Below are 19624 nucleotides of genomic sequence, written 5' to 3' on the forward strand. Positions count from 1 at the left end.
GTGCGACTGCGACTGATCGCCGTCGGTTCACGCATGCCCAAGTGGGTGGAAGAAGGCTGGCATGAATATGCCAAGCGTCTTCCGTCCGAGCTGGCGCTGGAACTGGTGGAAATACCGCTCAACACCCGCGGCAAGAACGCCGACGTGGCGCGCTTCATCCGTCAGGAAGGCGAAGCCATGCTGGCCAAGGTCGGGCCGAACGAGCGGATTGTCACCCTCGAAGTCCACGGCAAGCCCTGGAGCACCGAGCAGTTGGCGGTCGAGCTCGATCGCTGGCGGCTGGACTCGCGCACGGTGAATTTCATGGTCGGCGGCCCCGAAGGGCTGGCGCCGGAAGTCTGTGCCCGGGCCGATCAGCGCTGGTCGCTCTCGCCGTTGACCTTGCCGCACCCGCTGGTACGCATTCTGATCGGCGAGCAGCTGTATCGTGCCTGGACAGTGCTGTCCGGCCACCCTTACCACAAGTAGTTCTGCCCTCATGCCCCAGCCGATTCGCCTCAAGGACCACGAAAAAGACGCCCGTCTGGTGCGTGGCCGCGTCGTGTTCGGGGCAATTGCGGTGGTGGTGCTGATCTGTGTGCTGATCGCGCGGTTGTATTTCCTCCAGGTGATTCAGTACGAGTACCACTCGACCCTGTCGGAAAACAACCGCGTCCATGTGCAGCCGATTCCGCCGACTCGCGGGCTGATCTTCGACCGTAATGGCGTGGTGGTGGCCGATAACCGGCCGAGCTTCAGCCTGAGCATGACCCGCGAGCGCTCCGGTGACTGGCAGCAAGTGCTCGACGTGATCGTCGAGGTGCTGGAACTGACGCCCGAGGACCGGGTGATCTTCGAGAAACGCATGCGACAGGGGCGCCGGCCGTTCGAGCCGGTGCCGATCCTGTTCGAGTTGACTGAAGAACAGATCGCCCGCATTGCGGTCAATCAGTTCCGTCTGCCCGGTGTGGAAGTGGTCGCGCAGTTGGTTCGGCACTATCCGCAGGGCGCGCACTTTGCGCATTCAGTGGGTTACATGGGGCGGATCAACGAGAAAGAGTTGAAATCCCTCGACCCGGTCAACTACAGCGGCACTCACCACATCGGCAAGACGGGCATCGAACGTTTCTACGAGCCTGAATTGCACGGCCAGGTGGGTTACGAAGAGGTCGAGACCAACGCCCGGGGCCGCGTATTGCGCGTGCTCAAGCGCACCGATCCGATTCCCGGCAAGGACATCGTGCTGAGCCTGGACATCCAATTGCAAGAAGCGGCCGAGGCCGCACTGGGCGGTCGCCGCGGCGCGGTAGTGGCGCTGGACCCGAAAACCGGCGAAGTCCTGGCGATGGTCAGTGCGCCGAGTTTCGATCCGAACCTGTTCGTCACCGGCATCAGCTTCAAGGCCTATGCCGAGCTGCGTGATTCGATCGACCGGCCGTTGTTCAACCGGGTCCTGCGGGGCCTGTACCCGCCGGGTTCGACCATCAAGCCAGCGGTGGCGATTGCCGGCCTGGATGCCGGTGTCGTGACCGCGTCGAGTCGGGTGTACGACCCCGGCTATTACCAGTTGCCCAACTACGATCACAAATACCGTAACTGGAACCGTAGTGGCGATGGCTACGTCGACCTGGACACGGCGATCATGCGCTCCAACGACACCTACTTCTACGACCTGGCCCACAAGCTGGGGATCGATCGGTTGTCGGCCTATATGGGCAAGTTCGGCATCGGCCAGAAGGTCTCGCTGGACATGTTCGAAGAGTCGCCGGGGCTGATGCCGACCCGGGAATGGAAGCGCGCGACCCGGCGCCAGGCCTGGTTCCCGGGCGAAACCCTGATTTTGGGGATCGGCCAGGGCTACATGCAGTCGACTCCGCTGCAACTCGCCCAGGCCACTGCGCTGGTGGCCAACAAAGGCATCTGGAACCGGCCGCATCTGGCCAAGACCGTCGAAGGCGAGCGGCCCAAGGACGAGAATCCGATGCCGGACATCATCCTGCGCGACCCGTCCGACTGGACCAAGGTCAACCACGGCATGCAGCAGGTGATGCACGGCGCCCGGGGTACGGCACGCAAAGCGGCGCTCGGTGCGCAATACCGCATCGCCGGCAAGAGTGGTACGGCCCAGGTGGTCGCGATCAAGCAGGGCGAGAAATACGACCGTTCCAAGGTCCAGGAACGCCACCGTGACCACGCCTTGTTCGTCGGCTTCGCGCCGGCCGACAACCCGAAGATCGTGGTGTCGGTGATGGTCGAGAATGGCGAGTCCGGTTCCGGCGTTGCGGCACCCGTGGTGCGTCAAATCATGGATGCCTGGCTCCTGGACCAGAACGGTCGGTTGAAAGCCGAATACGCCAGCCCAATCAGCGCGGAGGCTACGGCCCGTGAACAGTAATTTCGATCGCATTCTCTCCAGCGAGGATGTGATGCGGCGTCGTGCGACGCTGTTGCAACGCATGCACATCGACGGCCCGCTGTTGATCCTGTTGCTGACCCTCGCCGCCGGCAGCCTGTTCGTGCTGTATTCGGCCAGCGGCAAGAGCTGGGACCTGCTGGCCAAGCAAGCCACTTCGTTCGGTATCGGCCTGGTGTCGATGGTCGTCATTGCCCAGTTCGAGCCGAGGTTCATGGCCCGTTGGGTGCCGGTCGGTTATGTGCTCGGCGTGCTGTTGCTGGTGGTGGTGGACATCATGGGCCACAACGCCATGGGCGCCACGCGCTGGATCAATATTCCCGGGGTGATCCGCTTCCAGCCCTCGGAATTCATGAAGATCCTGATGCCGGCGACCATCGCCTGGTACCTGTCCAAACGCACCTTGCCGCCCCAGCTCAAGCACGTGGGCGTCAGTTTGTTCCTGATCGGCTTGCCATTCATCCTGATCGTGCGTCAACCCGACCTTGGCACCTCATTGCTGATCCTGGCGGGTGGTGCGTTCGTGTTGTTCATGGGCGGCCTGCGCTGGCGCTGGATCCTCAGCGTGCTCGCCGCCGCCGTGCCGGTGGCTGTCGCCATGTGGTACTTCGTCATGCACGATTACCAGAAGCAGCGAGTCCTGACGTTCCTCGACCCGGAGAGCGATCCGCTGGGCACCGGCTGGAACATCATCCAGTCCAAGGCCGCCATCGGTTCCGGCGGCGTGTTCGGCAAGGGCTGGCTGCTGGGCACCCAGTCGCACCTGGACTTCCTGCCGGAAAGCCACACCGACTTCATTATTGCGGTCATGGGTGAAGAATTCGGCCTGGTGGGCATCTGCGCACTGCTGCTGATTTACCTGCTGTTGATCGGTCGCGGGCTGGTTATTACCGCCCAGGCCCAGACATTGTTCGGCAAATTGCTCGCGGGCAGCCTGACCATGACGTTTTTTGTTTACGTTTTCGTCAACATCGGTATGGTCAGTGGCCTGTTGCCGGTCGTGGGGGTGCCGTTGCCGTTCATTAGCTACGGAGGAACTTCGCTGGTGACGCTGCTGTCAGCGTTTGGGGTTTTGATGTCGATCCATACCCATCGTAAGTGGATCGCACAAGTTTGAATAAGGTGAAGATTTCAATGCAAGTAATGCGTGGCTGGGCGACTCGATACGCGCCATGGGTCGGCCTGGTAAGCATCCTTGGCACAGCGCAGGACGCGTTGGCCGGCGATTACGAAGGCTCACCCCAGGTGGCCGAATTCGTCGGTGAAATGACCCGCGACTACGGTTTTGCCGGTGAGCAGCTGATGGGCGTGTTCCGCGAAGCCGAGCGCAAGCAGTCGATCCTGGACGCGATCTCGAAGCCCGCCGAGCGGGTCAAGCAGTGGAGCGAATACCGCCCGATGTTCATCACCGATGCGCGCATCGCCCGTGGTGTGGACTTCTGGCGTCAGCACGAGGCGGTACTGGCTCGTGCGGAACAGGAATACGGCGTGCCGGCGCAGGTTATTGTGTCGATCATTGGTGTCGAGACCTTTTTCGGACGTAATACCGGGAATTTCCGGGTCGTCGACGCCTTGTCGACCCTGGGTTTCGACTATCCTCCTCGTGCCGAATTTTTCCGCAAGGAATTGCGTGAGTTCCTGCTACTGGCCCGTGAAGAGCAGGTCGATCCGTTGACCCTCAAGGGCTCCTACGCCGGGGCGATGGGCTTGCCGCAGTTCATGCCGAGCAGCTTTCGCGCGTATGCGGTGGACTTCGACGGTGATGGCCACATCAATATCTGGAACAACCCGGACGATGCCATCGGCAGCGTCGCCAGTTACTTCAAACGTCACGGCTGGGTAGGCGGTGAACCCGTGGTCAGCCGCGCCGATGTGCGTGGCGATCAGGTGGACCTGGGTTTGACCACCGGTATCGAACCGACTAAAACCGTGGGGGAGTTGCGAGCGCTGGGGTGGTCAAGTCATGATGCGCTGCGCGATGATATGCCGGTCACGGCATTCCGCCTGGAAGGTGACAAGGGCCCTGAATACTGGATGGGTCTGACGAATTTTTACGCGATCACGCGTTATAACCGCAGCGTGATGTACGCCATGGCCGTACATCAACTGTCTGAACAGCTGGTCCAAGCACGGGGCGTCAAGTAATGCGGGCATTGCCTATGAATAAACCCCTGAAGCTGATGGCATTCGCCGCGTTGACGGTGCTGGTCGCCAGTTGTTCGACCAGCCGCTCGCCGACGCCAACAAAGTCTTCTCCCGCCGTCGTGCGTGCAACGCCAGGCCTGGACATCAACCGCGCGCACAAAGACGGTGCGCCTTGGTGGGACGTCGACGTAGCGCGCATCCCTGATGCGACACCGACCCTGCACACGGGTCCTTATAAAGCCAACCCGTATACCGTGCTGGGCAAGACTTATTTCCCGCAGCAAGAATCCAAGTCCTACGTCGCGTCGGGCACGGCGTCCTGGTACGGCACCAAATTCCACGGCCAGAACACCGCCAATGGCGAGGTCTATGACCTGTACGGCATGAGTGCCGCGCACAAGACGTTGCCGCTGCCCAGTTACGTTCGGGTGACCAACCTGGACAACAACAAGACCGTCGTATTGCGGGTCAACGACCGCGGGCCGTTCTACTCTGACCGGATCATCGATTTGTCCTATGCCGCCGCCAAGAAGCTCGGTTATGCCGAATCCGGTACGGCCCGGGTCAAGGTCGAAGGCATCGACCCGCAGCAATGGTGGGCCGCCAAAGGGCGTCCGGCACCGCTGATGCTTAACGAGCCGAAAACCGCGCAAAATAACGCCCCGGTGATCACGGCTTCGGCCGGCACCGTTGAACAATGGACGCCACCGCCGCAGCAACACGCCGCGGCGGTCGTTCCTGTGCCGATCGATGCAAAAAAAAACGCTTCTGCACAAGCCTCTGGCCAGTATCTGCAGGTGGGCGCGTTCGCCAACCCGGACGCTGCAGAACTCCTGAGATCGAAGCTCAGCGGGATGGTGAGCGCTCCGGTGTTTATCAGCTCGATCGTGCGCAATCAACAGACACTGCATCGGGTTCGCCTGGGGCCGATCGGCTCGCCGGGTGAAATCCAGCAAGTGCAGAACAGCGTGCGCCTGGCCAATCTCGGTTCGCCGAGCCTGGTCACCGCCGAGTAACACGTAGTACTTGATTGAAGGTTCACTTGCGGTTTTGGGGGGTGAACCTGGTTGTTGGCTCGTTTTAGAACAAAAGCCCGGCAAGGGTTCTGAGTGAACAACTGAACACGCGACAGCTCGTTAGAAAGCTGTCTGATTAGTTTTGCCTTCGGGCAGTTTCCATTAGCGATTTCGAGAGACGGATGAACATCACCACCTTTGCCAAACGCCTGTGCCTGCTAGTCCCGCTGCTCCTCTCGCCTGCCGCGTTCGCGGTCGAGATGATGCCGTCGCCACCACAATTGGCCGCCAAATCCTATGTGCTCATGGATGCCAGCAGCGGCAATGTGCTGGTGGAGAACAACGGTGACCAGCGTCTGCCACCGGCCAGCCTGACCAAGCTGATGACCGCGTACATCGCGACCCTGGAAATCCGTCGTGGCCAGATCGGTGAAAACGATCCGGTGACCGTCAGCGAAAACGCCTGGCGTACCGGCGGTTCGCGGATGTTCATCAAGGTTGGCTCGCAAGTCACCGTCAGCGACCTGCTGCACGGCATCATCATCCAGTCGGGCAACGACGCCAGTGTTGCGCTCGCCGAGCACATCGCCGGCAGCGAAGACGCGTTCGCCGACATGATGAACAAGACAGTGGCCGACCTGGGCATGACCAACAGCCACTTCATGAACCCGACCGGTCTGCCGAACCCTGAGCACTATTCGTCGGCTCACGACATGGCCGTGCTGGCTCGCGCGATCATCCACGAAGACCCGGCTCACTACGCGATCTACTCGCAGAAAGAGTTCTTCTGGAACGGCATCAAGCAACCTAACCGCAACCTGCTGCTGTGGCGCGACAAGACCGTCGACGGTCTGAAAACCGGCCACACCGACGAAGCCGGCTACTGCATGGTGTCTTCGGCCGTGCGTGATGGCATGCGCCTGATCGCCGTGGTGTTCGGCACCAACAGCGAAGTGGCACGTGCCTCCGAGACCCAGAAGCTGCTGACCTACGGTTTCCGCTTCTTCGAAACCCAGACCTTCTATCAGAAAGGCGCCGAGTTGGCTCAGGCACCTGTCTGGAAAGGCACCACCAACCAGGTCAAGGCCGGCTTGGCCCAAGACCTGACCCTGACCCTGCCGAAGGGCCAGCTGAAAAAGCTCGCCGCCAGCATGACCATGAACCCGCAACTGATGGCGCCAATCGCCAAGGGCGACGTGATCGGTAAAGTCGAAGTGAAGCTGGACGAGAAGGTGGTGCACAGCGCCGACCTGATCGCCCTCGACGCAGTCGACGAGGGTGGTATCTTCCGCCGCATGTGGGATAGCATCCGTCTATTCTTCTACGGCTTGTTCAACTGAATTAGTGTGGACTCGCATGGCCCCGTTCCAATCCGGAGCGGGGCCATGTCCGTTGCCACGGCTTACGAGGCCGTTACGCCATGACAGACACCGAAGTAAAGGCGCCAAAAATCGAATTTCCCTGCGCGGATTACCCGATCAAGGTAATCGGCGACACGGGTGTGGGTTTCAAGGACAAGATCATCGCGATCCTTGAGAAACACGCCACCGTTGACCACGAGACCCTGGCCGAGCGCCAGAGTACCAACGGCAAGTACACGACCATCCAGCTGCACATCATCGCCACCGGTCAAGAGCAGCTGTACGACATCAACAGCGAGTTGCGGGCCACCGGTTTCGTGCACATGGTGCTGTGATGTCCGGCACGCTGGGCTTTCGCGAGCTTGGCCAGATGGCTTACGAGCCGGTCTGGCATGCCATGCAACGCTTCACCAACGAACGCGGCAGCGATGCCGCGGACGAGATCTGGCTGGTCGAGCACCCGCCGGTGTTCACCCAGGGCCAGGCCGGCAAGGCCGAGCACTTGTTGCTGCCGGGGGATATTCCGGTGGTGCAGGTCGATCGCGGTGGTCAGGTGACTTATCATGGTCCCGGCCAATTGGTGGCTTACCTGTTGCTTGACGTGCGCAAGCTGGGTTTCGGTGTGCGTGACCTGGTCACCCGCATGGAACACTGCCTGATCGAGTTGCTGGCCAGCTACGGCGTCACGGCCGCGGCCAAGCCGGATGCCCCGGGCGTCTACGTCGACGGGGCGAAAATCGCTTCTCTGGGTCTGCGGATCCGCCACGGTTGTTCCTTTCATGGCCTGGCCCTGAACGTGGATATGAACCTGGAACCGTTTCGACGGATTAATCCCTGCGGCTACGCCGGGCTGGCGATGACCCAGCTGAGCGATCACGCAGGATCGATTGAATTTGCCGAGGTAAGTGCCCGGCTGCGCGCGCAGCTCGTCAAACACCTCGACTATGCTGAGCAGACGACCCTAACGGGCGGAATCGACTGATATGACTACTGATGCAGTGCAAACCATGATCCCGACGCTGGATGTCACCGAGCGTCCGGCCCCGCGTGCCAAGGTTGAAGCCGGCGTCAAGCTGCGCGGCGCCGAGAAGGTTGCACGTATCCCGGTGAAGATCATTCCGACCACCGAACTGCCGAAGAAACCCGACTGGATTCGCGTGCGCATCCCGGTTTCGCCGGAAGTCGACCGCATCAAGGCCCTGCTGCGCAAACACAAGCTGCACAGCGTGTGCGAAGAAGCGTCCTGCCCGAACCTGGGCGAGTGCTTCTCCGGCGGCACCGCGACCTTCATGATCATGGGTGACATCTGCACCCGTCGCTGCCCGTTCTGCGACGTCGGCCATGGTCGTCCGAAACCTCTGGACGTCAACGAGCCGCAGAGCCTGGCCATCGCCATCGCCGACCTGAAGCTCAAATACGTGGTGATCACCTCGGTAGACCGCGACGACCTGCGCGACGGCGGTGCCCAGCACTTTGCCGACTGCATCCGCGAGATCCGCAAGTTGTCGCCGAACGTGCAGCTCGAAACCCTGGTCCCGGATTACCGTGGCCGCATGGACGTCGCGCTGGACATCACCGCTGCCGAGCCGCCGGATGTGTTCAACCACAACCTGGAGACCGTGCCGCGCCTGTACAAGGCCGCGCGTCCGGGTTCGGATTACCAGTGGTCGCTGACCCTGCTGCAACGCTTCAAGCAGATGATGCCGCACATTCCGACCAAGTCCGGCCTGATGCTGGGTCTGGGCGAGACCGACGAAGAAGTCATCGAAGTCATGAAGCGCATGCGCGAACACGACATCGACATGCTGACCCTGGGCCAGTACCTGCAACCGTCCCGTAGCCACTTGCCGGTGCAACGTTTCGTGCACCCGGACATCTTCGCCTGGTTCGCCGAGGAAGGTTACAAGATGGGCTTCAAGAACGTCGCCTCCGGCCCGCTGGTACGTTCCTCGTACCACGCCGACGAGCAGGCGAAGCTGGTCAAGGCCGAGCTGATGTCGTCCTGATACCGACGACGTAAAAACAGCCCGCAAGGATGTTCCTCTTGCGGGCGTTTTTTTGCCTGGCCTACAGCCATTGCAGATTTTTCCTGCAACCTGCGGGGCGACTGTCCCTCTTCTGTTTGTCCCCGTTCCTGACTACTGTGTGCTTATCGCTTTCACGCAGGGAGATTCATGGATGACTGTTAGACCCACTCACACGCTTTGTCCTCATGCGCCTGTTCCGGCCTTGCCGTCGCAAGGGTTGATCGGTGTCATCGCACCTGCCGGTCCGGCAGCGCTGGACACCGACAAAGCCATTGCCTGGATGCGCGCGCGCGGTTATTCGGTGCGGGTGTATCCCGGCGTGTACGAGCGGGATGGCTACCTGGCCGGTAGCGACGAAGTGCGGCTCAATGACCTGCACGCCGCATTTGCCGACAGCGAGATTGATGCAATCATCTGTCTTCGCGGCGGTTACGGTACGCCGCGATTGCTTGATCGCATCGACTTCGAGCTATTGCGCAACAATGCCAAGCCATTCATCGGCTACAGCGACATCACCGCGCTGCACCTGGCGATCAGCCGTTATGCAGGCTTCGTGACCTTCCATGGTCCGATGCTCAACGCGGACCTGTTGGGCGAAAAGCAAAAACCGACCGAGTCGTCGTTTTTCAATATGCTCAGGGGGCAGCTGAAGGCGGGCAATGTGCTGACGCACCCGGTGGGTTACCCGTTGACCACGATTGAGCCTGGCATCGCTCACGGGCGTTTGTTGGGGGGCAATCTGTCGATGATTGCCGCGACCATGGGCACGCCTTATGAAATGGATGCCGAGGGCGTCATCCTGTTCATCGAGGACATCAACGAGCCGCTGTATCGCATTGATCGGCTGCTGACCCATCTGCGACTGGCAGGCTCGCTGCACAAGCTGCGCGGGGTGCTGGTGGGGGATGTAGCGGGGGTTGATGTCGCGGCGCTGGAGCGCTTGCTCAAGCAGACTTTCGCACCGTTGCGGATACCGGTGTTGTCCGGGTGGCGCAGCGGGCATTGCGATCCGAACCTGACGTTGCCGATGGGGGCGTTGGTGCGGCTGGATGCAGGGGAGAAAGAACTGTTGTTGGAGCAGGATGTGGTGGTCAAGCGGTAGATGTTAGTCGCCTGATAGTCCGCCTTCGCGAGCAAGCCCGCTCCCACATCGGATTCTCTGTGAACACATAAATTGTGAACGCCAGAAATTAAATGTGGGAGCGGGCTTGCTCGCGAAGGCGGCATTCGCCATACGGTTGTCTATCGGTTACGCAGCCCTTCGAGCAACTTGTGCGTCGGATACCCGTCGGCCGGCCAGCCAAACGACTGCTGTGCACTGCGGATCGCCTTGCGGGTGTTGGCGCCGATGATGCCGTCGGCGGTGCCCGCATCGTAGTTCTGCGCACTCAGCAGGCTTTGCAGTTCAATGCGCTCGGTACGGCTGAGCGGCATATCATCTTTCGGCCAGGTGCCGTTGATCAGGCCAGCGCCGTTGAAACGTTCGGACAACAGGCTGACAGCCAACGCGTAGGACGACGAGTTGTTGTACTTGAGGATCGCGCGGAAGTTGTCCAGGACCAGGAACGCCGGGCCGCGATAACCGGCCGGCAGCAGCAGGGCCGCGGACAGCTGTTCGGAACCAGGCGGAACCTGGGCGCCATTGGGCAGGGTGACGCCCAATTGCAGCCATTCGGCAACACTCTTGCGAATCGTGCCATCGGCCAGCACGTAGTTGAAGCTGCCGGGCAGTTGTACTTCGAAGCCCCACGGCTGGCCTTTCTGCCAGCCCGAGCTTTGCAGGTAGTGCGCGGTCGAGGCCAGGGCATCGGCCGGGCTGCCCCAGATGTCGCGCCGGCCGTCACCGCGAAGTCCACGGCGTGGGTGTTGTACGTGGTGGGGATGAACTGGGTCTGGCCCATGGCCCCGGCCCAGGAACCGAGCATCGCTTCCGGTTCGATATCACCCTGTTGCAGGATTTGCAGTGCGGCAATCAATTGCGCGTGGGCGAACCCGGGACGCCGGCCTTCATAGGCCAGGGTCGCCAGGGAGTTGATCACCGACTTGCTGCCCTGGAACTGACCGAAGTTGCTCTCCATGCCCCACACCGAAACCAGTGCCTGACGATCGACGCCATAACGCTGCTCGATGCTTTGCAGGATGTCGGCATATTGGCCGACCAGCGCCTGGCCTTTGCGTACCCGCAGTGGCGAAAGAGCACCGTCGAGGTACTCCCACACCGGGCGGGAAAACTCCGGCTGGCTGCGGTCGGCGCGGATCACGCTGGTGTCCAGGCTGACATTGGCAAAGGCGCGGTCGAACAGATCGGCGCGGATGCCGGCGGCCAGAGCGTCCCTGCGAAAACCCGCTTGCCATTCGGCGAAGGTCTGGGTCGGCTGGATGTCGAGGTTGTCACCGGTCGGCACCACGGGCGGGATCACCGCAGGGGCTGTCGCGATGGGGAGGGTCTGAAGCGGCTGGGCGTCGGCGGCGGTCGGTTTTTCCGCGCAGGCGACTAGCAAAATGAGGCTGGAGGCAGCTATCAGTTGGCGAACGTGCCAACGACGGGAAAGACAAAGGGGCATGCACAGGTCCAGGGAGTACGAATCAGGTGCAGACCTTAACATGTTGAGCGATTGCTTGCCTTTCAGGCCGCCAGAAAGTAAGAAGCCTCCCAGTTGTCAGACTGGAAGGCTTCGCGGCGGTAGCTGCCTTTGCCTTTGCCGGCTCGTTCCTGACGGCTGCGGAACAGTGGCTGGGCGATGATGGACTTGGCCTTGTTCGGGCCATTTTTCGATGGCTTTTTGCTCATGAACAGATCTCTTGAGTGAGGGGGATGGGGCGGGGAAAATAATCTGCCGAAGTTGTGGTTTTGTCTATAGGGCAACTTTTTCCGACACATTGTGGGTGTTTGCACTGTTCATAGGTCGGCAACCCCTCCCCCGAATGAGTGGATTGCCGTATAACGAATGACTTTCGCGTGTTTGGTAATAAAGGACCCACAATAAAAGCTGATGAAGACTCCAAAACGCATTGAACCCCTGATCGAGGACGGTCTGGTCGACGAGGTGCTGCGCCCACTCATGAGTGGTAAAGAAGCAGCTGTTTACGTGGTGCGCTGCGGTAACGAGTTACGTTGCGCGAAGGTCTACAAGGAGGCGAATAAACGCAGTTTTCGTCAGGCGGCCGAGTATCAGGAAGGTCGCAAGGTACGCAACAGCCGTCAGGCCCGGGCGATGGCCAAGGGTTCCAAGTTCGGCAAGAAAGAAACCGAAGACGCCTGGCAGAATGCCGAAGTGGCGGCATTGTTCCGTCTGGCCGGTGCGGGCGTTCGGGTGCCCAAGCCTTACGACTTCCTGGAAGGCGTGCTGCTGATGGAGCTGGTAGCCGATGAATACGGCGATGCCGCACCACGCCTGAACGACGTCGTGCTGGAGCCGGACCAGGCGCGCGAATACCACGCGTTCCTGATTTCGCAGATCGTGCTGATGTTGTGTACGGGACTGGTGCACGGTGACTTGTCGGAATTCAACGTGCTGCTGACCCCGACGGGGCCGGTGATCATCGACTTGCCGCAGGCGGTGGATGCGGCGGGTAACAACCACGCGTTCAGCATGCTGGAGCGGGATGTCGGCAACATGGCGTCCTACTTCGGGCGGTTTGCCCCGGAGTTGAAGAAGACCCGGTACGCCAAGGAAATGTGGGCGCTGTACGAAGCCGGCACCTTGCACCCGGCCAGTGCTTTGACCGGTGAGTTCGACGAGCCGGAAGAGATGGCCGACGTTGGCGGCATCCTGCGTGAAATCGAGGCCGCACGCCTCGATGAAGAACGTAAGCAGGCGGTACGCGCCGCAGACGACGCACCACCCGGCAAGACCGAAGAACCGCCTCCGCCCTGGATGCAGTGACAGGTCAATAAAAAACCCGGCTTCGGCCGGGTTTTTTGTGTAGGACGCAAATCCCCCTACATTGGTTGGCTACCAATCTTCAAGGAATGAGGCAGTCAGGCGCGAGCGGGCACGCCACAGCAGCCCGACTCAAGATTTTTGAGGATCGGGCAATCGGGACGGTGATCACCCTGGCAATGCTCGACCAGGTCCTGCAGCGTGTCGCGCAGTTGGCCGAGCTCGAGGATCTTGCGGTCCAGTTCCTCGATATGCTGGCGGGCCAGCGCCTTGACGTCGGCGCTGGCGCGTTGACGGTCCTGCCAGAGGGTCAGCAATTTGCCGACCTCTTCCAGTGAAAATCCCAGGTCGCGGGAGCGCTTGATGAACGCCAGGGTGTGCAGGTCGTCGTCGCCATACACTCGATAGCCACTGTCGGTACGATGGGCGGCCTTCAGCAGGCCGATGGATTCGTAATAACGAATCATCTTGGCGCTCAGTCCGCTCTGGCGGGCCGCTTGGCCGATGTTCATGGGTGTTCCTCCAGTTCCTTGGGCTTCCAGGTTTTCAGCAGTAGCGCATTGCTCACCACGCTGACGCTCGACAACGCCATGGCCGCGCCGGCGAGCACCGGGTTGAGCAAGCCTGCGGCTGCCAGCGGAATGCCGATCAGGTTGTAGACGAAGGCCCAGAACAGGTTCTGCCGGATCTTCGCGTAGGTCTTGCGGCTGATGTCCAGCGCCGCCGGCACCAGCCGTGGATCACCGCGCATCAAAGTGATTCCGGCGGCGTGCATGGCTACGTCGGTGCCGCCGCCCATGGCGATGCCGATGTCGGCAGCCGCCAGGGCCGGGGCATCGTTGATGCCGTCGCCGACCATTGCCACCACCCCGGTTTTCTTGAGGGTGGCGACGGTGGCGGCTTTGTCGGCGGGCAATACTTCGGCGTGGACATCTTTAATGCCGAGCGCCTCGGCGACCACTTTGGCACTGCCGCGATTGTCGCCGGTCAGCAGGTGGCTGCTGATGTTGCGAGCGCGCAGTTGTTGCACCGCTTGCAGCGCGCCGGCCTTGAGGGTGTCACCAAAGGCGAACAAGCCCAGCACTTTCGGTTCGGGGCTTTGCTCGATCAGCCAGGACAAGGTCCGGCCTTCGGTTTCCCATGCGGTTGCGCTATCAGCCAATGGACCGGCGCTCAAACCGCTCTCTTCCAGCAGGCGCCGATTGCCCAGCGCCAGCCGCCGACCCTCGAGGGTGCCGGCAATGCCGCGCCCGGTCAGGGACTGGCTGTCACTGACATCGGCCACATTCAAGCCACGTTCGGCGCAAGCGTCCAGCACGGCCTTGGCCAACGGATGTTCACTGCCGCGCTGCAGCGCCCCGGCCCTTTGCAACAGAGCGGCTTCGTCAGCGTCGATCGCACTCAAATGGGCGATGCGCGGCGCGCCCGAGGTCAGCGTGCCGGTCTTGTCGAACACCACGGCGCTGACTTCATGGGCACGCTCCAGCGCTTCGGCGTCCTTGATCAGAATCCCGTAGCGCGCCGCCACACCGGTGCCGGCCATGATCGCCGTCGGCGTGGCCAGCCCGAGTGCGCAAGGGCAAGCAATCACCAACACCGCCACGGCGTTGATCAGCGCCGTTTCCATCGGCGCCCCGTACAGCCACCAACCGATCAAGGTCGCCAACGCGATCAGCAACACCGTCGGGACGAATACCTGGCTGACTTTATCCACCAGTTTCTGGATCGGCGCCTTCGCCGCTTGAGCGTCTTCCACCAGGCGGATGATCCGCGCCAGTACCGTTTCCGCGCCCAGGGCCTGGGTGCGAACCAGTAACCGGCCTTCGCCATTGATGGCGCCGCCGGTGACCTTGTCGCCGGGCTGTTTCGGCACAGGCAGGCTTTCGCCGCTGATCAGCGCTTCGTCGGCGTGGCTCTGGCCTTCGACGACTTCGCCGTCCACCGGGAAACGTTCGCCGGGTTTGACCATGACCAGATCGTTGAGGCGCAAGGCGCTGATGGCAACGTCCTGCTCACGGCCGTCGATCACTTGAATCGCTCGCTCCGGACGCAAGGCTTCAAGGGCGCGGATGGCGCTGGCGGTCTGGCGCTTGGCGCGGCTTTCCAGGTATTTGCCCAGCAACACCAGGGCAATCACCACCGCCGAGGCTTCAAAGTACAGGTGCGGCGTGCGCCCGGCGGCGGTGGCCCATTCGTAAAGACTCAAGCCATAACCGGCGCTGGTGCCCAAGGCCACCAGCAAATCCATGTTGCCGGCACCGGCACGCACGGCTTTCCACGCGGCGATATAAAAACGCGCTCCGAAGACGAATTGCACCGGCGTCGCCAGCGCAAATTGCACCCAGGCCGGCAGCATCCAGTGCACGCCGAAGGGTTGCAGCACCATTGGCAACACCAGCGGCAGGGCGAGGACGATTGCGATGATCAAGGCCCAACGCTCGCGGTGCAGACGCTGTTGCTGATGGTCGGTTGGCGGGTGTTCGACTTCCCAGACGCTGGCGCCGTAACCCGCCTTGGTCACGGCGGCGATCAATGCCTGCGGATCAATCTGCCCGAGTAACTCGAGGTGGGCGCGTTCATTGGCCAGGTTGACGCTGACACGCTTCACCCCCGGCACCTTCGCCAGCGCACGTTCGACCCGGCCGACACAGGAGGCGCAGGTCATGCCGTCGATGCTCAACTCCAGGGTCTGCTGCGGCACGCTGTAGCCGGCTTGCTCCACGGCGTCCATCAAGGCCGGCAGGCTGTCGCTGGGCGCTTGAACCCGGGCCTGCTCGGTGGCGAGGTTGACGCTGACGGCACTGGCGCCGATGACTTTGCTCAAGGCACGCTCGACACGTCCGGCGCAACTGGCGCAGGTCATGCCGGCAATCGGCAGATCGAAAGTGGTGGATTCGGACATCGGTCGCGCTCCCTGTAGAAGATGCCTACAGGATCAACCTTGCCATGCGGGCAAGGTCAAGCGCCATGATTCAGATCAAAAGATCGTCCGAACGCGGCCCGAGCCCGCGGCAGCTGCAGGGATCGTGTTGACTGCACAATTGTAGGAGCCGGCTAGCTGGCGAAGGCGGCGTTTCAGGCGATATCAATGTCGCAGGTGATGGCCCCTTCGCTGGCAAGCCAGCTCCTACATAGACTGCGTGTCAACCCGATTCCGTAGGAGCTGCCGCAGGCTCGGGCCGCGTTCGGACGCTCTTTTTAATGACTACTCAATAATCGAGGGCCGTAGGCTTGAGGTACATCCCTTCCTGCGTCATCGCAATCCGGAACTTCAACACATCCCCGGCCTTGAGCGTGACGTTCTGTGAGCCCGGCGCCAGCATCCCCGGGTTGCACCCCGGGGCCTGTCCCGGCAGGAGTTTCAAGCGCAGGGACACATTGCCCGGCGGCAGGTTGAACGCGGTGCTCTGTTCCTGGAACAGCCGCGCGGCCAACTGGTCCTGGATGTACACGCCGATCTCGCAGGAGGTCGCGATTTCCAGGCGCTCGCGGGAAATGATCAGCACGCCATAGTCCTCCCCGGCGGCGTGTACCGCAGGTGTCGCGGCAAACAGGCTGATGAAGCCAAACAGGCTGAGAGCTGACCAGCGCATGGCTGAACCTCCTGAAGTCGAATCACTGATGGGCGCAGCTTGGCCGAGCGCGGCGATGATTGCCAGTCCGGTAGTGGCTGCAGTACTTGACCTTGCCATGGTGGCAAGCTCCAGACTGCTCGCAATCCACTGAAAGGAGTTCTCCCATGCAAGTGTTCAACGTTCAAGGCATGTCCTGCGGTCACTGCGTCAAAGCCATCACTCAGGCGCTGCAAGCGAAGGATCCGGCGGCCAGTGTACGGGTAGATCTGGCGGCGAAAGAAGTCGGGGTCGAGAGTGCGCTGACGGCGGAGCAAGTGATCGCGTTGATTAGCGAAGAAGGCTACCCAGTGAAAGTCGCCTGAGGCCAAGCGCGATCCCCCTGTAGGCGCTGGCTTGCCAGCGAAGGTCGTCAACGATAACGCGTGTATTCCTGAATCAACGCGGCGTCCTTGAGTCCTTCGCTGGCAAGCCAGCTCCTACACGGGGTATTTGCGCTCGATAGGGTGATTCTTTATTAGTTAGCGACCTAACAGAATGTTCAAGGGATCCATGCGCGGCTAGACTGTGGGGCTGCCGACCTGTCCCACTGGATGCCTGATGAACTTTCGTACCATTTTGATTCTTGGCGCCCTCAGCGCCTTCGGCCCGTTGGCGATCGATTTCTACTTGCCGGCCTTCCCGGCAATGGCGCTCGCGTTTGGCACCGATGAACAGCATATTCAAATGACCCTGGCGGCCTATTTTCTCGGCTTGTCCATCGGTCAACTGGCCTATGGCCCGGTGGCGGATCGCTTCGGGCGACGCATTCCCTTGCTGGCCGGTGTCGGCCTGTTCATTGCTGCCTCCCTGGCCTGCGCGTTTGCGCCGAACCTGGAATGGCTGATCGGTGCGCGCTTCGTTCAGGCCCTGGGTGGTTGCGCGGGGATGGTGATCTCCCGCGCGGTGGTCAGCGATAAATGCGATGCGGTGGGTTCGGCGAAGGTCTTTTCGCAACTGATGCTGGTGATGGGGCTGGCCCCCATTCTGGCACCCATGCTGGGTGGGCTGTTGGTCAATACCACAGGCTGGCAGTCGATCTTTCTCGCGTTGACCTTTTTCAGTGCGCTGGTGGGGCTGGCCGTCGCCCTCGGGCTGCCGGAAAGCATGCCCGCCCATGTGCCACGCCAACCATTGTCCGGGGCGCTGCGTCAGTACGGTCGCCTATTGGCGGACCCGGTGTTTCTCGGCCACGCCCTGACAGGTGGCATCGCCATCGCCGGAATGTTTTCCTACATTGCCGGCTCACCCTTTGTGTTTATCAAACTCTATGGCGTGCCGGCCGAGCATTTCGGCTGGCTGTTCGGTGCCAATGCGGCGGGATTCATCCTCGTGGCGCAGGTCAATGCACGCTTGCTGGCCAAGCGTGGCCCGGCATTTTTGCTGACCCGCACGGTCTGGATCTACCTCGGTGCCGGCCTGGCGCTGCTGGCCGTCACTTCGATGCACACCGCGCAACTGTGGCCACTGCTGATTCCACTGTTCATCTGCATCTCCAGCCTGGGTTGCATCCTGCCTAACGCCTCGGCCTGTGCCATGAGCGGGCAGGGCGCCCGGGCCGGCAGTGCGTCGGCGATGCTCGGTTGCCTGCAGTTCAGCGTCGCCGCCGGCGCTGCGGCGCTGGTGGGTGTTTTGCACGATGGCAGCGCCGTGCCGATGGCCATGGTCATCAGTCTGTGCGGGATTCTGGTGGTGAGCGTGGCGATGCTCACCCGACGTATGCAAAATGCCCGGGCACTGGCGCAAGCCCAGGCCTGAGGACAGGCTCAGCCAGCCGCGCGCTGCTGCTGGTCGGGAAATTGATGGGGCGCGTGCAAGCGCGCTTCGAGGGTTCGGGTAAAGGCGCGAGCTTCGGCTTCGCTGCGGAAGGTCACGGCATGTTGGTCCAGGCGGACCTGCCACTGGGATTTTGCCAATTCTTTTATCAGGATCTTCATTGCTGACCTCCTTTATGTAAAAGATTGCTTTGCAGTGGCCACGATTGTAGACCCGAATACGGTCGCAATTGTGACAGCGGTCAACTCTCTGACTGACGGTTCGAGCGCGCAAGATCGCGGCCTGCAGCCGCTCCTGCATCGGTCGATGTGTATCCGAATATTTCGGATATTCACGGTTCCTGTAGGAGCTGCCGCAGGCTGCGATCTTTTTCAGGTTTTAGATCCTCAGAACCCTTCGAGCACAATCTTTCCCTTTGATTTACCACTTTCCAGCAGCGCATGGGCACGGCGCAGGTTGGCCGCGTTGATCGTCCCGAAATGCTCGCCTACCGTGGTTTTCAGCGTCCCGGCGTCGATCAGCTGCGCGACGCGATTGAGCAGTTCATGTTGCTCGATCATGTCCGCGGTCTCGAACAGTGAGCGGGTGTACATGAACTCCCAGTGCAGCGACAGGCTCTTGCGCTTGAGCTTGGTCACGTCGAGGGCCTTCGGATCATCGATCAGCGCCAGTTTGCCTTGTGGCGCCAGTGCCTCGATCAGTTGATCCAGGTGATGATCAGTCTGGGTCAGGCTGGCCACATGGGTGACCTGCTCGATGCCGGCACGTTTGAGTTCTTCGCTCAGCGGCTGACTGTGATCGATCACCAGATCGGCACCCAACTCGCTGACCCAGCTCCGGGTTTGCGCACGGGAGGCGGTGCCGATGACTTTCAGCCCGGTCAGCCGGCTGGCCAGTTGAGTCAGGATCGACCCGACTCCGCCGGCCGCTCCAACGATCAACAGGCTTTGACCTTCATCGGTCTGGCCTTCGTGCACTTGCAAGCGTTCGAACAGCAGCTCCCAGGCCGTAATGGCAGTCAACGGCAGGGCGGCGGCTTCGGCGAAACCCAGGGAAGTGGGCATATGGCCGACGATCCGCTCATCCACCACATGCTGCTCACTGTTGCCGCCGGCGCGAGCGATGGATCCGGCATAAAACACTTTGTCGCCAGCCTTGAACAAGGTCACTTCACTGCCGACGGCCTTGACCACGCCCGCCACGTCCCAGCCCAGTACTTTTGCCATGCCACCTTCCGGCTGGACGTTCTGGCGGACTTTGGTATCGACCGGGTTGACCGAGATGGCTTTGACTTCCACCAGCAGGTCGCGCGGACCGGCAACCGGTTCCGGCAGTTCGATGTCCTGCAGGGAGGTCTCGTCGCTGATGGGCAGGGAGGCGTAATAAGCAATGGCTTTCATGGAGGACTCCGA

General features: G+C 61.4%; 19 protein-coding genes and 1 pseudogene. 13 read left to right on the top strand and 7 right to left on the bottom strand.

Features of this window, described 5'->3' with window-relative positions; all coding sequences use genetic code 11:
* From rlmH to BZ163_RS14245, 10 genes are all read left to right on the top strand, one after another.
* Positions 1 to 468, top strand: a complete 468-nt coding sequence (gene rlmH / locus BZ163_RS14200; RefSeq protein WP_003185785.1) for a 23S rRNA (pseudouridine(1915)-N(3))-methyltransferase RlmH — start codon at positions 1 to 3, stop codon at positions 466 to 468.
* A 10-nt stretch (positions 469 to 478) separates the two neighbouring features.
* Positions 479 to 2374, top strand: a complete 1896-nt coding sequence (mrdA, locus tag BZ163_RS14205) for a penicillin-binding protein 2 (protein ID WP_128871438.1) — start codon at positions 479 to 481, stop codon at positions 2372 to 2374.
* 31 nt (positions 2375 to 2405) lie between these two features.
* Positions 2406 to 3509, top strand: coding sequence for a rod shape-determining protein RodA (rodA, locus tag BZ163_RS14210; protein WP_168187363.1), 1104 nt, complete (start codon positions 2406 to 2408; stop codon positions 3507 to 3509).
* Positions 3510 to 3526: 17 nt separating this feature from the next.
* Entirely contained in the window at positions 3527 to 4537 is a 1011-nt protein-coding gene (gene mltB / locus BZ163_RS14215; protein WP_128871440.1) for a lytic murein transglycosylase B, read from the top strand.
* On the top strand, positions 4537 to 5553 hold the full coding sequence (locus tag BZ163_RS14220; RefSeq protein WP_128871441.1) for a septal ring lytic transglycosylase RlpA family protein: 1017 nt from the start codon (positions 4537 to 4539) through the stop codon (positions 5551 to 5553). The genes mltB and BZ163_RS14220 overlap by 1 nt, the downstream gene beginning before the upstream one ends.
* 182 nt (positions 5554 to 5735) lie before the next feature.
* On the top strand, positions 5736 to 6893 hold the full coding sequence (locus tag BZ163_RS14225) for a D-alanyl-D-alanine carboxypeptidase family protein (protein ID WP_128871442.1): 1158 nt from the start codon (positions 5736 to 5738) through the stop codon (positions 6891 to 6893).
* Between the two features lie 80 nt (positions 6894 to 6973).
* Positions 6974 to 7249 carry a DUF493 domain-containing protein gene (locus BZ163_RS14230; protein ID WP_064679955.1) on the top strand — a complete coding sequence of 92 codons (276 nt, stop codon included), beginning with the start codon at positions 6974 to 6976 and terminating at the stop codon, positions 7247 to 7249.
* Positions 7249 to 7896, top strand: coding sequence for a lipoyl(octanoyl) transferase LipB (gene lipB, locus BZ163_RS14235; protein WP_128871443.1), 648 nt, complete (start codon positions 7249 to 7251; stop codon positions 7894 to 7896). The genes BZ163_RS14230 and lipB overlap by 1 nt, the downstream gene beginning before the upstream one ends.
* 1 nt (position 7897) lies before the next feature.
* On the top strand, positions 7898 to 8920 hold the full coding sequence (gene lipA / locus BZ163_RS14240; RefSeq protein ID WP_128871444.1) for a lipoyl synthase: 1023 nt from the start codon (positions 7898 to 7900) through the stop codon (positions 8918 to 8920).
* A 172-nt stretch (positions 8921 to 9092) separates the two neighbouring features.
* A complete protein-coding gene (locus BZ163_RS14245) occupies positions 9093 to 10043 on the top strand; it encodes an LD-carboxypeptidase (protein WP_128871445.1) in 951 nt (316 codons plus the stop codon).
* A gap of 140 nt (positions 10044 to 10183) precedes the next feature.
* Here BZ163_RS14245 and BZ163_RS14250 read toward each other — a convergent pair.
* Positions 10184 to 11505, bottom strand: a pseudogene (locus tag BZ163_RS14250) (lytic murein transglycosylase).
* Positions 11506 to 11567: 62 nt separating this feature from the next.
* Positions 11568 to 11732: an alternative ribosome rescue factor ArfA gene (gene arfA, locus BZ163_RS14255; RefSeq protein ID WP_017340991.1), complete on the bottom strand. Its 165-nt coding sequence runs from the start codon at positions 11730 to 11732 to the stop codon at positions 11568 to 11570.
* Between the two features lie 202 nt (positions 11733 to 11934).
* On the opposite strand from arfA, the gene BZ163_RS14260 reads away from it, so the two are divergent.
* Positions 11935 to 12828: a PA4780 family RIO1-like protein kinase gene (locus tag BZ163_RS14260; RefSeq protein ID WP_128871446.1), complete on the top strand. Its 894-nt coding sequence runs from the start codon at positions 11935 to 11937 to the stop codon at positions 12826 to 12828.
* Positions 12829 to 12923: 95 nt separating this feature from the next.
* Here BZ163_RS14260 and cueR read toward each other — a convergent pair whose 3' ends face one another.
* The 3 genes from cueR to BZ163_RS14275 form a co-directional block, all read right to left on the bottom strand.
* Positions 12924 to 13337: a Cu(I)-responsive transcriptional regulator gene (cueR, locus tag BZ163_RS14265; RefSeq protein WP_128871447.1), complete on the bottom strand. Its 414-nt coding sequence runs from the start codon at positions 13335 to 13337 to the stop codon at positions 12924 to 12926.
* Entirely contained in the window at positions 13334 to 15727 is a 2394-nt protein-coding gene (locus tag BZ163_RS14270) for a heavy metal translocating P-type ATPase (RefSeq protein WP_128871448.1), read from the bottom strand. The genes cueR and BZ163_RS14270 overlap by 4 nt, the downstream gene beginning before the upstream one ends.
* 307 nt (positions 15728 to 16034) lie before the next feature.
* A complete protein-coding gene (locus BZ163_RS14275) occupies positions 16035 to 16418 on the bottom strand; it encodes a hypothetical protein (protein ID WP_128871449.1) in 384 nt (127 codons plus the stop codon).
* A 146-nt stretch (positions 16419 to 16564) separates the two neighbouring features.
* Between BZ163_RS14275 and BZ163_RS14280 the strand changes: the two genes are divergently transcribed.
* Entirely contained in the window at positions 16565 to 16762 is a 198-nt protein-coding gene (locus BZ163_RS14280) for a heavy-metal-associated domain-containing protein (protein ID WP_128871450.1), read from the top strand.
* A 235-nt stretch (positions 16763 to 16997) separates the two neighbouring features.
* Positions 16998 to 18194, top strand: coding sequence for a multidrug effflux MFS transporter (locus tag BZ163_RS14285; RefSeq protein WP_128871451.1), 1197 nt, complete (start codon positions 16998 to 17000; stop codon positions 18192 to 18194).
* An 8-nt stretch (positions 18195 to 18202) separates the two neighbouring features.
* On the opposite strand, the gene BZ163_RS34835 is transcribed toward BZ163_RS14285, so the two are convergent.
* On the bottom strand, positions 18203 to 18373 hold the full coding sequence (locus BZ163_RS34835) for a hypothetical protein (RefSeq protein WP_168187361.1): 171 nt from the start codon (positions 18371 to 18373) through the stop codon (positions 18203 to 18205).
* A 225-nt stretch (positions 18374 to 18598) separates the two neighbouring features.
* Entirely contained in the window at positions 18599 to 19612 is a 1014-nt protein-coding gene (locus BZ163_RS14290; RefSeq protein ID WP_128871452.1) for a zinc-binding alcohol dehydrogenase family protein, read from the bottom strand.
* Positions 19613 to 19624: the final 12 nt, after the last annotated feature.

Origin of the sequence: Pseudomonas sp. VI4.1 (assembly GCF_002029345.1) — a bacterium.
Lineage (GTDB): Bacteria > Pseudomonadota > Gammaproteobacteria > Pseudomonadales > Pseudomonadaceae > Aquipseudomonas.